The organism is Actinomadura monticuli, from assembly GCF_041463655.1.
Taxonomy (GTDB): domain Bacteria; phylum Actinomycetota; class Actinomycetes; order Streptosporangiales; family Streptosporangiaceae; genus Spirillospora; species Spirillospora monticuli.
Genome location: NZ_JAXCEI010000003.1, coordinates 138,791 through 155,040 on the forward strand (window position 1 = coordinate 138,791; position 16,250 = coordinate 155,040).

17 protein-coding genes are annotated in these 16,250 nt (G+C 71.5%); 5 read left to right on the forward strand and 12 right to left on the reverse strand.

Translation table 11 applies throughout. From position 1 onward, the window contains the following. Positions 1–139 precede the first annotated feature (139 nt). Entirely contained in the window at positions 140–601 is a 462-nt protein-coding gene (locus SM611_RS07195; protein ID WP_371948200.1) for a nuclear transport factor 2 family protein, read from the reverse strand. A 153-nt stretch (positions 602–754) separates the two neighbouring features. Between SM611_RS07195 and SM611_RS07200 the strand changes: the two genes are divergently transcribed. After that, on the forward strand, positions 755–1,078 hold the full coding sequence (locus tag SM611_RS07200) for a hypothetical protein (RefSeq protein ID WP_371948201.1): 324 nt from the start codon (positions 755–757) through the stop codon (positions 1,076–1,078). A gap of 13 nt (positions 1,079–1,091) precedes the next feature. Here the strand turns inward: SM611_RS07200 and SM611_RS07205 are convergent, their stop codons facing one another. The 11 genes from SM611_RS07205 to SM611_RS07255 all read right to left on the reverse strand — a co-directional run bounded on the left by SM611_RS07205 (position 1,092) and on the right by SM611_RS07255 (position 13,395). Next, positions 1,092–1,574: a nucleoside deaminase gene (locus tag SM611_RS07205; RefSeq protein WP_371948203.1), complete on the reverse strand. Its 483-nt coding sequence runs from the start codon at positions 1,572–1,574 to the stop codon at positions 1,092–1,094. 14 nt (positions 1,575–1,588) lie between these two features. Further along, a complete protein-coding gene (locus SM611_RS07210; protein WP_371948204.1) occupies positions 1,589–2,599 on the reverse strand; it encodes a LacI family DNA-binding transcriptional regulator in 1,011 nt (336 codons plus the stop codon). A 37-nt stretch (positions 2,600–2,636) separates the two neighbouring features. After that, entirely contained in the window at positions 2,637–4,061 is a 1,425-nt protein-coding gene (locus SM611_RS07215; protein WP_371948205.1) for a GH1 family beta-glucosidase, read from the reverse strand. Further along, entirely contained in the window at positions 4,058–4,879 is an 822-nt protein-coding gene (locus SM611_RS07220) for a carbohydrate ABC transporter permease (RefSeq protein ID WP_371948721.1), read from the reverse strand. The genes SM611_RS07215 and SM611_RS07220 overlap by 4 nt, the downstream gene beginning before the upstream one ends. A 74-nt stretch (positions 4,880–4,953) precedes the next feature. Continuing rightward, positions 4,954–5,943: a carbohydrate ABC transporter permease gene (locus tag SM611_RS07225; RefSeq protein ID WP_371948206.1), complete on the reverse strand. Its 990-nt coding sequence runs from the start codon at positions 5,941–5,943 to the stop codon at positions 4,954–4,956. A gap of 119 nt (positions 5,944–6,062) precedes the next feature. Beyond that, positions 6,063–7,358: an ABC transporter substrate-binding protein gene (locus SM611_RS07230; RefSeq protein ID WP_371948207.1), complete on the reverse strand. Its 1,296-nt coding sequence runs from the start codon at positions 7,356–7,358 to the stop codon at positions 6,063–6,065. Between the two features lie 198 nt (positions 7,359–7,556). Beyond that, positions 7,557–8,603, reverse strand: a complete 1,047-nt coding sequence (locus tag SM611_RS07235; RefSeq protein ID WP_371948208.1) for a LacI family DNA-binding transcriptional regulator — start codon at positions 8,601–8,603, stop codon at positions 7,557–7,559. 10 nt (positions 8,604–8,613) lie between these two features. Further along, positions 8,614–10,239: a glycoside hydrolase family 13 protein gene (locus SM611_RS07240; RefSeq protein WP_371948210.1), complete on the reverse strand. Its 1,626-nt coding sequence runs from the start codon at positions 10,237–10,239 to the stop codon at positions 8,614–8,616. A 32-nt stretch (positions 10,240–10,271) separates the two neighbouring features. After that, entirely contained in the window at positions 10,272–11,096 is an 825-nt protein-coding gene (locus SM611_RS07245) for a carbohydrate ABC transporter permease (RefSeq protein WP_371948212.1), read from the reverse strand. Further along, positions 11,093–12,088 (reverse strand): carbohydrate ABC transporter permease, encoded by a 996-nt coding sequence (locus tag SM611_RS07250; RefSeq protein ID WP_371948213.1) that lies wholly within the window; start codon positions 12,086–12,088, stop codon positions 11,093–11,095. The genes SM611_RS07245 and SM611_RS07250 overlap by 4 nt, the downstream gene beginning before the upstream one ends. A 5-nt stretch (positions 12,089–12,093) precedes the next feature. Next, the gene (locus tag SM611_RS07255) at positions 12,094–13,395 is read right to left on the reverse strand and encodes an ABC transporter substrate-binding protein (RefSeq protein ID WP_371948214.1); all 1,302 of its coding nucleotides are present in this window, start codon (positions 13,393–13,395) and stop codon (positions 12,094–12,096) included. A gap of 208 nt (positions 13,396–13,603) precedes the next feature. Here SM611_RS07255 and SM611_RS07260 point away from each other — a divergent pair, with 208 nt between their 5' ends. From SM611_RS07260 to SM611_RS07275, 4 genes are all read left to right on the forward strand, one after another. Then, the gene (locus tag SM611_RS07260; protein WP_371948215.1) at positions 13,604–13,747 is read left to right on the forward strand and encodes a hypothetical protein; all 144 of its coding nucleotides are present in this window, start codon (positions 13,604–13,606) and stop codon (positions 13,745–13,747) included. Positions 13,748–13,859: 112 nt separating this feature from the next. Further along, positions 13,860–14,516 carry a GTP cyclohydrolase II gene (ribA, locus tag SM611_RS07265; protein ID WP_371948216.1) on the forward strand — a complete coding sequence of 219 codons (657 nt, stop codon included), beginning with the start codon at positions 13,860–13,862 and terminating at the stop codon, positions 14,514–14,516. Then, complete coding sequence (locus tag SM611_RS07270) at positions 14,516–15,322, forward strand: CDP-alcohol phosphatidyltransferase family protein (protein ID WP_371948218.1); 807 nt, start codon at positions 14,516–14,518, stop codon at positions 15,320–15,322. Before ribA ends, SM611_RS07270 begins: the two co-directional genes overlap by 1 nt. Next, entirely contained in the window at positions 15,279–16,250 is a 972-nt protein-coding gene (locus SM611_RS07275; RefSeq protein ID WP_371948219.1) for a zinc-dependent alcohol dehydrogenase, read from the forward strand. The genes SM611_RS07270 and SM611_RS07275 overlap by 44 nt, the downstream gene beginning before the upstream one ends.

Sequence of the window (16,250 nt, forward strand, 5' to 3'; positions counted from 1 at the left end):
CGCGCTGCCGCGTGCTTGTCATCCCTCAACATCCAGCGCAAGCCTGATGTAGTCCCGGGCCATCATCTCCGCATCCTTGAGTGACGCCGGACGAGGCGATCGTGCGCACTCGGCGTTCGTCGCCGTGGGGCGGGGTGGCTCAGGCTGGGCGGGCGTGGGCGGGGAGGGCTTCGGGCTTGCGGAGGTGGTGGGTCACGTCGCCTGTGAGGTCGAGGGTGATGCGGCGCTCCGCGAAGCGCCACCGGCCCTCGTGGAGCTCGAAGGAGTCGTGGTAGGTGCCGCAGGCTATGGGCTGGAGGGGGAGGTCCGGGACGGCCTGGAGGACGGTGTAGTACGCCTTCGAGGTGGCGGTGCCGGCTTCCTCGTCGACCTCGATGGCCAGGTTCGTGGTGACGTGCTTGGTGCGCAGGGTGCCGTCGGGGTGGACGATCACGGTCTTCTCGAACATGCGGGCTATCGCGTCGCCGCCGTGGAGGGTGCCGCCGCTGCCGGTGAAGGCGGCGTCGGCGAACAGGTCGCGGATGCCCGCGAAGTCGGCGTTGTCCACGCACTCGGCGTAGCGGTAGATCAGGTTGGCGATGGCCTGGTGAGCGCACTGCATGGTCCATCATCGGCGGCTCGCGCGGCGGGGCCGGGGCGCGGCTCCCGGTGAGCGGGACGGGATATCACATGGCGCGGTCAAATCGCGGCAACTCGCATTGCACGATTGGGCAGACTTGATTTAAGTGGCGGCCCGCATGGAAAGGAGGCGTCTATGCTCGCTTTCACCGGGCCCGACGTGCTGGTCACCTATGAGCGCACCGGCGGATTCGCCGGAATCCGGGATAACGTCACCGTGTGGAATTCGAATTCCGCGCTCGTCAACGGCAAGAGCATAACGGTGAAGGACGGCGAAATGCGCGGCCTGCGGGACGCGCTCGGCCGCGTGGTCACCACCGGGTCGTCGCAGGCCGGGTGCCGGGTGGCCGACCACTTCACCTACACCCTCACTTATGGCGGGCACCGGGCGACCCGGTGCCGGCTGCCGGACGACTGGCGCGCCGCCGTCGAACGGCTGGAGGCGCTGACCCGGAGGTGAGACGGCGCCGCCCTCAGGTGCGGGCGCGGGTGTGCAGCTCGCGCATGGTCGCTTCGAGGGCGGCGACCGGGCCGTCCACCGGGACGCCCGGCGCGACCTCCTGGATCGGGATCGGCGCGACCGGGCCGGGCGGGACGCCCAGTTCGGTGCGCAGGGCGACGAGCTGACGCGACGACATGATGTACACGATGCGGCCGAGCCCGACCCAGGCGTGCGCGGCCGAGCACATCGGGCAGTGCTCGCCGGACGTGAAGACGGTCGCGTCCGCGCGCTCCCGGACGGTCATGTTCGCCGCCGCCCAGCGGGCGATCTCGAACTCGGGGTGGCGGGTCTGGTCGCCGCCCGCCACCCGGTTGCGGTCCTCGAACAGGACCTTCCCGGAGGCGGCGACCAGCACCGACCCGAACGGCTCGTCGGCCGCCTCCAGCGCCTCGGCGGCCAGCTCGGCGCAGCGGTTCAGATGGACGAGCTCATCGGCGGACGGTTCGTACCCCATCCGACGATCGTAGATCAGGCCGATTCGCGCAGCACCAGGTGCGGCCGCAGGATGACCACCGGGTCGTCGACCGTCTCGCCGCGGATCCGGGACACCAGCAGCCGCGCCATCTCCACGCCCATCTCCTCCGGCGACTGGTGGACGGTGCTGAGCGGCGGGTCGGCCAGCGGCGCGGCGGCCGAGTCGTCGAACCCGATCACCGCGACGTCGTCCGGGATGCGCCGCCCCCGCCGGTGCAGGATCCGCAGCGCGCCGAACGCCATCGGGTCACTGGCCGCGAACACCGCGTCCAGGCCCGGCTGGGTGGCGAGGAGCTTCTCGGCGGCGGCGATCGCGCTGGCCTCGCCGAAGTCGCCGTACTCGACGTACTCGGGCAGGCCCGCGTCGGCGAGCGCCTCCCGGTAGCCGGCCAGCCGGTCGATGCCGACGCCCATGTCCTGGGGGCCCGCGATGGTCGCGATGTGCCGCCGGCCCCCGGAGATCAGGTGGCTGACGGCCTCGCGGGCCCCGCTGCGGTTGTCGACGTCGACGTAGCTGACCGGCGACAGGCCGGGCGGGCAGCCGCCGAGGACGGTCGGCACGCCGTTGGCCTCCAGCTTCGCGGGCAGCGGGTCCTCGGCGTGCAGGGAGGTGAGGAGCACCCCGTCCACGTGCTGGGTGGTGAGGTACTCCTCCAGCCGGCCGTACTCGGCGGGGGAGCGGGCGAGGGCGAGCAGGAGCTGGAGCCCCGTGTCGCCGAGCCCCTGGCTGATCCCGCGGATGATCCCGGCGAAGTAGGGCTCGCCGAACAGCCGCTGGTCCGACTCGGCGACGACGAGCGCCACGGTGTCGGTGCGGCGGGTGACGAGGGTGCGGGCCGCCCGGTTGGGCACGTAGCCGAGCTCCTCGATCGCCCGCAGCACCGCCTCCCGGGCCTGCGGGCTCACCCGCGGCGAGCCGTTGACCACGCGCGACACCGTGCCGCGGCCGACCCCGGCCCGTGCCGCGACCTCTTCCAGTGTCGGGCGCGTGCTCCTGCCCGTCATCCAGCCCCCTTCGTCCGTCCGTCCACCGTCCCCCGGGTCAGGCCCGTTCGGGCAGCCCGCCCCGCCGGATCACCCCGGAGTACCAGTGCGCGCTGTCCTTGGGCACCCGGCGCTGCGTGGCGTAGTCGACGTGGACCAGCCCGAAGCGCTTCGAATAACCCCAAGCCCATTCGAAATTATCCAGCAGGGACCAGGTGAAGTAACCGCCCAGCGGGACGCCCTCGGAGATGGCGTCGTGGCAGGCGCGCAGATGCGCGTCGAGGTAGGCGATCCGCCCGGCGTCTTGGACCGTGCCATTGGCGCCAGGTGTCTCGTCGTAGCCCGCGCCGTTCTCGGTGATGTAGAGCGGGAGGGACGGGTACTCGCGGTGCAGCCGGGTCAGCACCTCGTACAGGCCGCGCTCGTCGATCTCCCAGCCCATCCCGGTGACGGGGCGCCCGGCCGGGACGAACCGGACATGGTCGCTGCCGACCCAGGGGGAGTGCGTCGAGAACGGCGACGACGCCGTCTGCGTCGCCTCGCCGGGCGTGCCGGCGACGGTGTGCCGCGAGTAGTAGTTGATCCCGAGCTGGTCGATCGGCTGGTTGATGACGGCCAGGTCGGCGTCCGGCGGGGTGAACCCGTAGCGGGACGTGTCGGCGAGGACGTCGTCGGGGTAGCGGCCGAGCAGCAGCGGGTCGAGGAACAGCCGGTTCTGCAGCCCGTCGATGCGGCGCGCCGCGTCCACGTCGGCGGGGTCGTCCGTCGCCGGGGACACCGCGTAGAGGTTCACGGCGGCGCCGAACCTGTTGTCGGGCCGGCGCGCCCGCATGGCCTCCACGGCCAGGCCGTGGCCGAGCATCAGGTGGTGCGCGGCCAGCAGCGACGCGGCGGAGTCGCGGCGTCCGGGCGCGTGCTCCCCGGACGCGTAGCCGAGGAACGCCGCGCACCACGGCTCGTTCACCGTCGTCCAGTGGTGGACCCGGTCGCCGAGCGCGGCGTGCACGTGCGCCGCGTACTCGGCGAACCGGTGCGCGGTCTCCCGCTCGGGCCAGCCGCCCTTGTCCTCCAGCGGCTGCGGGAGGTCCCAGTGGTAGAGGGTCGGCCACGGCTCGATGCCGGCCTCCAGCAGCGTGTCGACCAGCCGCCGGTAGAAGTCGAGGCCCTCGGGGTTGAAGGTCCCGGCCCCGGTGGGCTGCACCCGGGGCCAGGAGACGGAGAACCGGTACGCGGTGAGGCCGAGGCTCGACATGAGCGCCACGTCCTCGCGGAACCGGTGGTAGTGGTCCACGGCGACGTCGCCGTTCTCACCGTTGAGGACCTTGCCCGGCGTGCGGCAGAAGGTGTCCCAGATGGACGGCCCGCGCCCGTCCTCCCCGGCGGCTCCCTCGATCTGGTAGGCGGCGGTGGCGGCCCCCCAGCGGAACCCGGTCGGGAAAGGTGCGGCGGGAGCCGCGCTGGTGTCGTCCTGTAGGGAGGTCACGCCTTCACAGCACCTTCCATGATTCCGCCGATGATCTGGCGGCCGAAAATGATGAACACGACGAGGAGCGGCAGGATGGCCACGCTGGTCCCGGCGAACATGAGCGTGTAGTCCTTGAAGTACGCGTTCGCCAGGTTGTTGATGGACAGCTGCACCGTCGGGTTGTCGGGTTGCAGGACCGCGAGCGGCCACATGAACTCGTTCCAGGTCTGCATGAACGTGAAGAGGCCGAGGACGCCCGCGGCGGGACGCAGCGCGGGCAGCACGACGCGCCAGTAGATGCCGAACGTGGTGCACCCGTCGACGCGGGCCGCCTCGATCAGCTCGTCCGGGACGGCCTGGTCGGCGTACTGGCGCATCATGAACACGCCGAACCCGGTGACGAGGAACGGGACGATGACCGCCTGCAGCTGGCCGGTCCAGCCCAGCTTCACCATGATCATGTAGAGCGGGATGATGCCCATCTGCACCGGGATCATCATCGTCGCGATGATGGTGAGCAGCAGCGCGTTCTTGCCGCGGAAGCGCAGCTTGGCGAACGCGAAGCCGGCCAGCGAGGCGAAGAACACCGTGGAGATCGTCACCGCGGCGGAGGCGAGCGCCGAGTTCAGCAGGCCCTTGGCGAAGTAGGCCTCCGGGTTGTCGAACAGCCGGCCCACGTTGTCGGTGCCGTGCGCGCCGGGGAGCAGCGGCGGCGGGACGTCGGCGACCACGCTGTTGGTGCGGGTCGCGACGATGATCATCCAGTAGATCGGGAAGATCGACAGCACCAGCGCGACGATCAGCGTGAGGTAGGTCAGCGGGCTGGCGTTCCACATGCCGCGGAACCGGCCGGGCCGCGCGGCGGCGTGCTTGGCGTTCGGCCGCCCGCCGGGGCCTGCGAGGAGCGTGGTCACTTGGTGCCTCCCGTACGCCGCACGGCCAGGAAGTTGATCAGGGAGAACACGATGATCATCACGAACAGCGCCCAGGCGACGGTCGCGCCGTAGCCGTACCGGTCATGGCCGAACGCGTTGTCGTACATGTACATCGTGATCGTCTGGAACTGGTGCATCGGGCCGCCGTCCATCTTGTTCGGCGTGCCGACGCTGAACAGGACGGGCTCGGTGAACAGCTGCAGGCCGCCGATCGTGGAGATGATCACCGTGAAGATGATCGTGGGCCGCAGCATCGGCACCGTGATCTGCCAGAACTGCCGGATCCTGGAGGCGCCGTCGATCGCGGCGGCCTCGTACAGGTCCTTCGGGATCGCCTGCATGGCGGCCAGGTAGATCAGCGCGTTGTAGCCGGTCCACCGCCAGTCGACCATCATCGCGATCGCGATCCAGGACCAGCCGCGGCTGCTCTGCCAGTGGATCGGGTCGATGCCGACCAGCCCGATCACCCAGTTGACCATGCCCCAGTCGGTGTCGAACATCTGGGTGAAGACGATCGCGACGGCGGCGGTCGAGGTGACCAGCGGCGCGACCATGCCGATCCGGAACAGCGTGGGGAGCCGCATCCGCCGGTTCAGCGCGTTGGCGACCAGCAGCGCGAGCAGCAGCTGCGGGACGGTCGAGACGGCGAAGATGCCGAGGGTGTTGACCGTCGCGTGCCAGAAGTCGGCGTCGGACAGCAGGTAGTCGTAGTTGTCGAGCCCGACGAACTTGCGCGTGCCGGACGCCAGCTCCCAGTCGTGCAGGGAGACCCAGAGCGTGTAGACGAGCGGGAACGCGCCGAAGATCAGGAAGACGATGTAGAACGGCGAGATGAAGGCGTAGGGTGCGCCCTTCACATCGAGCCTGGCCAGTCGGGTCCGCCAGCTGCGGCCGGGGCCCGGCGGGGCCTTCGCCGGCGAGTGCGGCGGCGGGCCGTTCCGGCTGGGGCGCAGATCGGTGGTCATGGTCGTGCGCCTCCTTTCCGAGGACGGGACGGGCGGGGAGAGACCGGATGGGAACGGCGGCGGCGCCGGCGGGGAGGTAACGGCGCGGCGCCGCCGCCGTGGTCACAGGTCGCCGGGGGTTACCTGGCGGCCTTCTTGGCCTCGTCCACGGCCTTCGTCCAGGCGTCGCCCGGCTTCTGCTTGCCCTGGCCCACGGAGATCAGGACGTTCTCGACCGCGGCCCGGACGTCCTCGTTCTTCGGCCCGAGGTGGACGGGCTTCACGCCGGCGGCCAGCTCACCGAAGATCTGGCCGACCGGGGCGTCGCCGAAGTACGCGCTCTTCGCACCCGCGACGGCCGGGTCCTGCGCGGCCTGCGGCGAGGACGGGAAGACGTTCGCCGCCTTGTAGGCGGCCACCTGGCCTTCCGGCGAGGTCAGGAACTTGGCCAGGTCGGCGGCGGCCTTCGCGTGCTTGGTCTGCTTGGGCACCGCGAGCCACGAGCCGCCCCAGTAGCCGGCGCCGCCCGGGGTCTTGGCGACGTCCCACTTGCCCTTGCCGAAGTCGCCGGAGAACTCCTCGATGCCCCCGAGCATCCAGGACGGGCACGGCAGGGTGGCGAAGGTGTTCCGCTTGAGGGCGGTCTGCCACGGCGGAGTGAAGATCGACATGTCCGAGGTGAGCTTGTTCTCGGCGAACTTCAGGGACGTGTCGAACGCGGTCTTGACGGCCGGGTTGCTGTCGAAGACGAGGTTGTTGCTCTTGTCGAAGAAGCTGTAACCGGGGCCGTTGCCGGCGTTCTGCAGGACGGTGGCGCGGAACACGGCGGTCGGCCCGTCCAGCCACTTGGTGCCGGGCACCTTCCCCTGGAACTTCTGCCCGGTCGCGAGGAACTCGTCCCACGTCGCCCAGAGCTGGCCGACCTTCTCGCGCTCGGTGGGCAGGCCCGCCTTCTTGAAGAGGTCCTTGCGGTAGCACATGGCCAGCGGGCCGATGTCGGTGCCGAGGCCGACGAGCTGCTTGCCGTCGGCGGTGACGCCCATCTGCCACTTCCACGGCAGGAAGTTCTTCTCCAGGTCCTTGCCGCCCTGGTCGAAGAGGTTGACGAACTTGTTCGCCTGCTGCATGTAGAGCGGGAGGATGCCCTCCTCCAGCATGACGACGTCGCCGGCGCCGCTTCCGGTGGCCATCCACTGCTGGATGCGCGGCTTGTACTCGTCCAGCGTGGAGACCTTGCGCTGCTTGATCTTCACGTTGGGGTGGGACTGCTCGTACTGCTTGTAGAGCGCGTCGTAGCCGGGCTCGCCGAAGACGTCGACGGTCAGCTCGATCGGCCCGCTGTCGGTGCCTCCGTCGTCTCCGTCGTCGCCGCCGCACGCGACGGCGAGGCCGCCGACGAGTACCGCCGCCATCGCCGTACTCAGTCCGCGCCGCATGATGGCCCTCATGGCGGACCCCTCTCAGGTTGTGTTGTGCAGTGCTGTGGGAGCGCTCCCACGAAGGAAAGACCGTGACTGGGCTCACTGTCAATGCGCCGAAACATAACCGTTACAACAACCTAGCCGCGGGGGCATGATGGTCAGGCCATGTTCGACCGCCGGTCAGAGCCCGGTCATGGCCCCCGGCCGGGGGTGTCAGCCCTCCGTGACGGGGGTCAGCCGGGCCGCCGCAGGAGCCGGGGCCGTCGACCGCCTGACCACGAGTTCCGGCCGGTAGAGCAGCTCCGTCCGGGGCGCGCGGGCGCCGCGGATCTCGTCCAGGACGGTGCTCACCGCGGCCATCGACATCTCCCGCACCGACTGCCGGATCGTGGTCAGCGGCGGGTCGAGGTAGGCGGTCAGGAGCGAGTCGTCCATGCCGGTGACCGACACGTCCTCCGGCACCTGCAGGCCGCGCGCCCGCGCCGCCCGGATCGCGCCGAGCGCCATGATGTCGTTGCCGCCGCAGATCGCCGTGCAGCCCGCGTCGAGCAGCTTCGCCGCCGCCGCCTGCCCGCCCTCGACCGTGTACATCGTGTTGACGATCAGCCCGTCCACCTCGTCCGGCGCGAGATCGGTGTGCGCCGCCATGGCGCGCCGGAACCCCTCGGTCTTGCGCCGCGTCGGCACGTAGACGTCCTGGCCGATCGCGAGCCCGATCCGCCGGTGGCCCATTGCGGCCAGATGCGCGACGATCGCCTCCAGGGACGCCACGTCGTCGTTCGAGATGTACGGCGCGTCGATGTCGGGCCGGTACCCGTTCACCAGGACGATCGGCAGCGCCTGCTCCAGCAGCCGCGCGTACCGCGCCCGGTCGGAGTTGGCGTTGGCGTGCAGGCCGTTGACGAAGATGATCCCCGCGACGCCGCGCTCCAGCAGCATCTCGATGTAGTCGTCCTCGGCGACGCCGCCCGGCGCCTGCGAGCACAGCACCGCCATGTACCCGTGCCGGGCCAGCGCGCTCTCGATCACCTCGGCGAAGGCAGGGAAGATCGGGTTGGTCAGCTCGGGGATGATCAGCCCGATCAGCCCGGCCCGCCGCTGGCGCAGCCGGGCCGGGCGCTCGTAGCCGAGCACGTCCAGGGCGGTGAGCACCGCCTGGCGCGTGGTCGGGGACACGCCCGGCTTGCCGTTGAGCACGCGGCTCACGGTCGCCTCGCTCACCCCGGCGTGTGCCGCGATGTCCGCCAGGCGCGTCGTCATGGGTTTCAAGTTAGCCCTCCTCGACGTCCCACCACAGAGCGGTGTCCGGGGGGAGCTCCGCGTGGCCGTCAGCGGTGTGGACCGGTCCGCTCGCGAGGAGCGGTGTTCCGCGCACGGGGACGCCGGCCGCGCGGTCGCCCGTGTTGACCGCGCACGCGAGCCGCCTTCCCCCGTTCCCCCGGACGAAGACCAGTGTGCCGGGTGGAGCGGACTCCCAGCGCACATCACCGTCGCCGAGCGCCGGATGTTCGCGCCGGATGCGCAGCGCGTCGCGGTACAGGGCCAGCATCGAGCCGGCGTCGGCGCTCTGCGCGGCGACGGTCAGGTCGCGCCACGCGGTGGGGATCGGCAGCCAGGACGAGCCGCCCGCGCCGAAGCCGAACGGGGGCTCCTCGCCCTCCCACGGCAGCGGGACGCGGCAGCCGTCGCGGCCCGCGCCCTCGCCGCGCAGCCGCTGCGGGTCCTGCTGGAACTCCTCCGGCAGGTCGAGGACCTCCGGCAGGCCCAGCTCCTCGCCCTGGTAGACGTAGGACGAGCCGGGCAGCGCGAGCGTCAGCAGCGCCGCCGCGCGGGCGCGGCGGAGTCCCCGGTCGCCGCCGCCGTACCGGGTGACGTGCCGTTTCACATCGTGGTTGGACAGCACCCAGGTCGCGGGCGCGCCCACCGCGCGGGAGGAGCGGAGCGACTCCTCGATCACCTCGCGCAGGCCGCCGGCGTCCCAGGGGGCGGTCAGGTAGTGGAAGTTGAACGCCTGGTGCAGCTCGTCCGGGCGGGTGTAGGCGGCGAGCCGCTGCGGTGTTGGCGCCCACGCCTCGGCGACGGCGATCCGCTCGCCGTCGTAGGAGTCGAGCAGGCGCCGCCATGCGCGGTGGATGTCGTGCACGGAGTCCTGGTCGAAGTACGGCAGGACCGCCGTGCCGAGCATCTCGACCTGGTTCGCGTGGCCGACGTCCGGGAGCCCTGGGGCCTTGGCCATCCCGTGGGCGACGTCGATGCGGAAGCCGTCCACGCCGAGGTCGAGCCAGAACTTCAGGATGTCCGCGAACTCGGCGTGGACCTCGGGGTTCTCCCAGTTCAGGTCGGGCTGCTCGGACGCGAACAGGTGCAGGTACCACTGGCCGTCCGGCAGCCGCGTCCAGGCGGGGCCGCCGAACACCGACTCCCAGTCGTTGGGAGGACGCGCGCCGTCCGGGCCCCGTCCGTCCCGGATGATGTAGCGGGCGCGCTCGGGGGAGCCGGGGGCGGCGACGAGCGCCTCCTGGAACCAGGCGTGCTTGTCGGACGTGTGGTTCGGCACGACGTCCACGATGATCCGCAGGCCGTGCGCGTGCGCGTCGGCGATCAGGTCGCGGGCGTCGGCGAGCGTGCCGAACAGCGGGTCGACGTCGCGGTAGTCGGCCACGTCGTAGCCGAAGTCGGCCATCGGGGAGACGTAGAACGGGGTCAGCCACAGCGCGTCCACGCCGAGGCCGGCGAGGTAGGGCAGCCGTGCCCGGACGCCGGGCAGGTCGCCGACGCCGTCGCCGCCGGAGTCGGCGAAGCTGCGCACGTACACCTGGTAGATGACGGCGTCGCGCCACCAGCGGGTGCCCGCCTCCTCGTGGGAGGCCTGGGCGAGCAGGGCGTCCTGGGTCATGAACATCCTTCGAATCGGGAGCCGTCAGGGAGCTACTTGACGCCGCCGGCGGTGAGCCCGGCGACGATCCGGCGCTGGAAGGCCAGCACGAGGGCGATGAGCGGGACGGTCACGACCACCCCGGCCGCCATCTGGGTGCCGAACGGCTGGTCGAACCCGGAGACGCCGGTGAACTTGGAGATCGCGACCGTGGCGGTCTGCATCTCCTTCTTGTTGACCATGGACAGGGCGATGAGGAACTCGTTCCACGCGGCGATGAAGGTGAGGATCGCCGTGGTGAACACCCCGGGCGCCGCCAGCGGCACGATGATCTTGCGGAACGCCTGGCCGCGGGTGCAGCCGTCCACCATGGCGGCCTGCTCCAGCTCGAACGGCAGCTGCCGGAAGAACGCCGTGAGCAGCCACACCGACAGCGGCAGCGCGAAGCCGAGGCTCGGCAGCACCATCGCCTGGTAGGTGTTGATCCACGAGATGTCCGTGAAGAGCTTCAGCAGCGGGACCAGCTGCGAGATTCCCGGGAACATCGAGGTCGCGACGACCAGCCCGAGCACCGCGTTCTTGAACCGGAAGGTGAGCCTGGCCAGCGCGTACGCGGTGAACGTCCCGATCAGCAGGGTGAGGGCGGTGGTGCTCCCCGCCACGATGACGCTGTTCAGCAGGGCGCGCCCGAACCCGTTGCCGCCGGAGAAGACCGCGGAGAAGTTCTCCCACGACCAGCGGGACGGGACGATCGAGTTGTCGAACTGGTCCTGCGGGCGGCGGAACGCCGAGACCGCCATCCAGTAGAACGGCGCGAGGCAGTAGACCGCCACCGCCGCGAACCCGAGGTAGGACAGCAGCCGCTTCGTCCGGGTCATGGCGTCGTCCTCCGCTCGCGCCTGGACCGCTGGCGCGCCACGCCGATGATGTCGGCGCCGAGCAGCTTGACGAACAGGTACGCGATCAGCGCGATGTACAGGAACAGGACGGTCGCGTACGCCGCCGCCGACCCGTACCGCAGGTTGGACGCCTCGAACCAGGCGATCATCGTCAGCGTCTCCACCGACTTCTGGTTGACGCCGATCAGCACGGCGGGCAGGTCGAACATGCGCAGCACGTCCAGCATGCGGAACAGCACGGCGACCAGCAGCGCGGGCCTGACCAGCGGCAGCGTGATGCGGAAGAACTGCTGGACGGGGCCGGCGCCGTCCACCCGCGCCGCCTCGTAGACGTCCCGGGGGATCATCTGCAGCCCGGCGAGGACGAGCAGCCCGATGAACGGGGACGTCTTCCACACCTCGGCGATGACGACGGCCATCTTGGCGGGGAACCCGTCGGCGGTCCACAGGATCTGCCGGCCGAGCACGGCGTTCGCGGCGCCGTCCGCCTGGAAGATCCACCGCCACAGCAGGCCGGAGATCGCGGTCGGGATCGCCCACGGGACGAGGATGCCGGCCCGCACGATCGCCCGCCCCTTGAACGCCTGGTGCATGATCAGCGCCATCGCGACGCCGATCAGCGTCTCCAGCACGACGGTCGTCAGGGTGAAGAACGTGGTGTTGGAGAAGGCGTTCCAGAACGCGTCGGCCCGGTCGCCCTGGAAGATCGCCGTGTAGTTGCCGAGGCCGACGAACCGGTCGCCCTCCACGACGAACCCCTGGTCGTCCAGGCCCTCGCCGCGTGCGTACAGCGACTCGCGGAACCCGGCGAGGACCGGGTACCCGATGACCAGGGCGAGGACGAGCAGTGTCGGCGACAGCAGCAGCGCCGCGAGCCGCTTCGTCCCCTGCACGTCGCGCCCGTGTGCGCGGGCGCGGGGCGCGCCCGCCGCGGGGGTGCCCGCGGCGGACGGCGTCTCGGTCGTGGTCATGCCGCTCACTGCGCGGTCAGCGGGGCGAGCTTGGCCTGCAGGTCCGTGAGGGCCTGGTCGACGGGCTTCTTACCGGTCACCGCGTCGTACATCTCGCCCTGGATGGCGGCGGTCACGTCGCCGTACTTGACCGCGACCGGCCGCGGCCGGGCGTTCGCGATGGCCTGCTTCAGGACGGGCAGGTACGGGAACTTCTTCACCATCTCCGGGTCGTCGTACAGCGCGGCGACGGTCGGGGCCTGCGAGGTGGCGAGCAGGTTGGCGCGCTGCGACTGCTCACCGGTGAGGTACCGGACGAAGTCGAGCGAGGTCGCCTTGTTCTTGGCGAACGCGGAGATGGCGAGGTTGTGGCCGCCGAGGTTGGCGACGCCGGGGCCGGCCGGGCCGGGCAGCGGCGCGACCGCGAACTTGCCCGCGACCTTGGACGAGCCGTCCTTCTGGTTGGCGAGCGCGTACTGGTAGGGCCACTGCCGCTGGAAGACGAGCCTGCCGGACTGGAAGTAGCGCCGCCCGCCCTCGGTGTCGAGGGTGACGGCCTCCTTCGGCATGTGCTCCTTCTTGGCGTTGACGAGGAACTCGACGCCCTGCCTGGCCTGCGGGGTGTTCAGCGCGGGCTTGCCGTCCGCGCCGATGATGGCGCCGCCGGCGCCGCCGATCGCCTCGACCGCGCTGATCGTCATGCTCTCGGTCTTGTTGACCTCGGTGAAGAAGCAGTCGATGTCCTTGGCGCCGGGCAGCTTCCGCACCTTTTCGCAGGCGTCCCACATCTCGTCGTAGGTCTTCGGCGGCGCGGAGATCCCGGCCTTCTTCAGCAGGTCCTCGCGGTAGTAGAGCATCCCGGCGTCGGACGTGGAGGGCACCGCGTACAGCCGGTCGCGGTACTGCCCGGTGGTGATGGTCGCGGGCAGCATCCTGGACAGGTCGATCTTGTCCTTGGGGAGTTCGGCCAGCCACCGGTTGGCAGTGAACTCGGCCGTCCACACGACGTCGAGGTTGAGCACCGAGTAGGCGTCCGACCTGGTGGTGGCGTTCTGGATCATCTGCTGGCGCTGGTCGTTCGGCTCGTCCGGCAGCTCGATGACGCGGACCTGCTCCTTCGCGTGCTGGGCGTTCCACGCGTCGACCTGCTTCTGCAGGTTGCCCGAGCGGTCCTTGCCGGTGACGAAGGTGATGGGGCCGCGCCCCTCCAGGGCCGCCGCGCCCGTGCCGCCCGCGGAGCCGCCGCCGTCATCGCCGCCGCAGGCGGAGAGCGAGAGCGCGACGGCGGCGCACATGACCGTGCCGCCGATCAGGGGGATGCGCCGCATGGTGTCCTCCTTCGCGGGGACGGGCCTCGCCGGGCCGCCGTCCCGCAGTCCGGTACTGGGGGTGACGGATCGGGACGTTAGCAACGCGTTTCAAGCCCGTAAAGCTCTTGCAGAAACTTTCTGCAAGTCTGTGCCTGTCCTGTAACCGTCTTGCAGGGGAGGGATAATGTGGTCGACAGCTCCGGCGGCCCTGCGCCACGCTGCCCGCGTGACGAACATGTCGCGCCTCCAGGAGGACGTCGCCGCCCTGACGATCCGGCTGGAGGGCGAGCGGGAGCGCAGCGGGCCGCCCGGCTTCCCCGCCGGCCGCCGCGCCCTGCACGACTTGGTGGTTCGGACGCGCCTACGCTGAACCCTGCGGTGCCTTCCCTGCGTGCCATCCGTTATACGGACCGTTTGGACGCAACCACCCGGATACGTCTCCACGTACCAGAGGTGAATTGCGGAGCCGAGGAAGGGGAGCGATGCGCGTGCAGGGCATCGACGAGAAGGACATCGCGGAGGCGGATCTGCGGACCAGGCGCGGCGTGTTCCGGGCCGTCGCGTTCCGGGACCCGGTCGACGGGCACGAGCACATGGCGCTGGTGCGCGGCGACGTCCGGGAGCGCGGGGACGTGCTCGTCCGGATGCACTCCGAGTGCATGACGGGCGACATCTTCGGCGCGACCCGCTGCGAGTGCGGGGACCAGCTCGGCGCGGCGCTGGACGCGATCGTCCGCGAGGGCGCCGGCGTCCTGGTCTACATGCGCGGGCACGAGGGGCGCGGGATCGGCCTCGTCGCGAAGGTCCGCACCCACATCCTGCAGGACGACCAGGGCCTCGACACCGTCGACTCCGCCACCGCCATCGGGCTGCCGGTGGACGTCCGCGACTATGGCCCGGCGGCCCGGATCCTGCGGTACCTCGGCGTCGGGCCGGTGCGGCTCATGTCGAACAACCCGGACAAGGTCAGCGCGCTGGAGTCCTACGGCGTCGCCGTCGCGGCGCGGGTGCCGCTGCTCGTCCCCGTCAGCGACGACAACGTCCGGTACCTGACCGCCAAGCGCGACCGGCTCGGCCACGACCTGCCCCAGCTGGACGCCGGGGTGCTCGGTGAGGCGCCGGTCAGCGAGGTGCACTGATGACGCGGCCCATGACCTTGGCGCGGCCCCCGCTGCGGGCGCCCGTGCCGCTGCCGCGCCGGCCGCGCCTCACCCGGGGGCCCGAGCTGGGCCTCGCGGTGGCGGCGCAGGCCGTGCTGCTGGCGGTGCTTCGTCCCGGCCACGCGGGCCTGGCCGTGGGCGTCGTGTTCGCGCTGGCGTCGTGGGCGCTCCTCGGTCGGGCGTTCCGCCGTCGGCGCGCGCTGGGGCCGGCCGACCACGTGACCCTGGCCAGGGTCGTGCTCACCGGCGGTGTCGCCGCGCTGGTCGCGGGCCATCTCGCAGGCGGCGGGCACACCGCGGCGCTGGTCGTGACGGCGTCGGTGGCGCTCGTCCTGGACGGAGTGGACGGCCAGGTCGCCCGGCGCACGGGGACGGCGTCCCGGCTCGGCGCGCGGTTCGACATGGAGACCGACGCGTTCCTGGTGCTGGCGCTGAGCGTCGAGGTCGCCTGGACGGCGGGGGCGTGGGTGCTGGCGATCGGCGCGATGCGGTACGCGTTCGGCGCGGCGGCCTGGGCGGCGCCGTGGCTGCGCGCCGACCTGCGGCCGAGCGTCGCGCGCAAGGCCGTCGCGGTGGTGCAGGGCGTGGTGCTGGTCGTGGCCGCGGCGGGCGTCGTCCCGTACGCGGGCCTGCTGGTGGCGGCGGCGCTCGCGCTGCTGGTGTGGTCGTTCGGCCGGGACGTGCGGTGGCTGTTCGCCGCGCGCGGCCGGCGGGTGGACGCCGGGCGGGGGAGGAGCACGGATGGAGCGCGACGCGCGCGCCTTCTGGATCCGGTCGCCCGGTGAGGGGGAGATCCGCGATGTCGTCCTGCCGGCGCCGGGGCCGGGAGAGGTGCTGGTCAGGACCGTGTGCTCGGGCGTGAGCCGGGGGACGGAGGCGATCGTGTTCCGCGGCGCCGTCCCGCCGAACCAGCACGCGATCATGCGGGCGCCGTTCCAGGACGGGACGTTCCCGGGCCCGGTCAAGTACGGGTACCTGAACGTCGGGGTGGTCGAGCACGGGCCGTCCGAGCTGGCCGGCCGCACGGTGTTCTGCCTCTACCCGCACCAGACCCGGTACGTCGTTCCGGCGAGCGCGGTCAGCGTCGTCCCGGACGACGTGCCGCCGGGGCGCGCCGTCCTCGCCGGGACGGTCGAGACCGCCGTGAACGCGCTGTGGGACGCGGCGCCGCTGGTCGGCGACCGCATCGCCGTGGTCGGCGCCGGGATGGTCGGCTGCTCGGTCGCCGGGGTCCTCGCGGGGTTCCCGGGGTGCCGGGTCCAGCTGGTCGACACCGACCCGTCGCGCGCCGCCGTCGCGGCGGCCCTCGGCGTGGAGTTCGCCTCGCCCGAGGCGGCGCTGGGCGGCTGCGACCTGGTCGTCCACGCGAGCGCGACCGAGGCGGGGCTGGCGCGGGCGCTGGAGCTGCTCGCGCCCGACGGGGAGGTCGTCGAGCTGAGCTGGTACGGCGACCGGCGGGTCAGCGTCCCGCTCGGCGAGTTCTTCCACTCGCGGCGGCTGACCATCCGCGGCAGCCAGGTCGGGGCGGTGCCGCCGGCCCGCCGGGCGAGCCGCGGCTTCGCCGACCGGCTGGCGCTGGCGCTGCGCCTGCTGGCCGACTCCGCCTTCGACGCGCTGATCACCGGGGAGAGCCCGTTCGCCGACCTCCCGGACGTCATGCCGGCGCTCGCGAACGGCGAGGTCCCCGTGCTGTGCCACCGGATCGTCTACTGA